The following is a 1126-nucleotide window of genomic DNA, read 5'->3' on the forward strand; positions in this document are numbered from 1 at the left end:
GTGCCGCCCAGGTTGCCGTCGGTGCGCATCGCGCCGTCGCGGTGGAACGCGTGGTGGAACGGACACTTCGGCGCATTCACCGGAATCTGGTGGTGGTTCACGCCCAGCCGGTAGCGCTGCGTGTCGCCGTACGAGAACAGCCGCCCCTGCAGCAGACGGTCCGGCGAGAAGCCGATGCCCGGCACCACGTTGGCCGGCGTGAAGGCGGCCTGCTCCACGTCCGCGAAATAGTTCTGCGCGTTGCGGTTCAGTTCGATCACGCCCACGTCGATCAGCGGGTAATCCTTGTGCGGCCACACCTTCGTGATGTCGAACGGGTTGTAGGGCACCTTCGCCGCATCGGCCTCGGGCATCACCTGGATGCGGAACGCCCAGCGCGGGAAGTTGCCCTGGTCGATGTGCTCCACGAGGTCGCGCTGCGCGCTTTCGCGGTCGGCGGCGATCACCTGCGCGGCTTGCTCGTTGGTGTAGTTCTCGATGCCGTTGAGCGACTTGAAGTGGAACTTCACCCAGAAGCGCTCGTTACTGGCGTTGATGAACGAATACGTGTGCGAGCCGAAGCCGTGCATCTGGCGGTAGTTCTTCGGAATGCCGCGGTCGCTCATGAGGATGGTGACCTGATGCAGCGACTCGGGGTGACGCGACCAGAAGTCCCACGCGGCCACGTTGTTGCGCAGGTTCGTGTAGGGGTCGCGCTTCTGGGTGTGGATGAAGTCGGGGAACTTGAGCGGGTCGCGGATGAAGAACACGGGCGTGTTGTTGCCCACCACGTCCCAGTTGCCTTCCTCGGTATAGAACTTGATGGAGAAGCCGCGCACGTCGCGCTCGGCGTCGGCGGCGCCGCGTTCGCCGGCTACCGTGGAGAAGCGCATGAAGAGCGGGGTTTCCTTGCCGGGCTGGGCGAAGACCCTGGCTTTCGTGTACTGCGTGATGTCGTGGGTGACCTTGAGCGTGCCGAAGGCGCCGGAGCCCTTGGCGTGCACGCGGCGTTCGGGGATGACCTCGCGGTCGAAGTGGGCGAGCTTTTCGAGCAGCCACACGTCCTGGAGCATGACCGGGCCACGCGGGCCCGCGGTCATCGAGTTCTGGTTGTCGGCAACGGGCGCGCCGGCGGCCGAGGTGAGAT

Annotated in this window: 1 protein-coding gene; it reads right to left on the minus strand. The window is 65.4% G+C overall.

Annotated features, from left to right (window positions below; all coding sequences use genetic code 11):
* On the minus strand, positions 1-1126 hold a 1126-nt coding region (locus PKKP23_RS33415; protein ID WP_138721058.1), incomplete at both ends, for a catalase.

Source organism: Paraburkholderia kururiensis JCM 10599 = LMG 19447 (genome assembly GCF_003986935.1).
GTDB classification, from domain to species: Bacteria; Pseudomonadota; Gammaproteobacteria; order Burkholderiales; family Burkholderiaceae; genus Paraburkholderia; species Paraburkholderia kururiensis.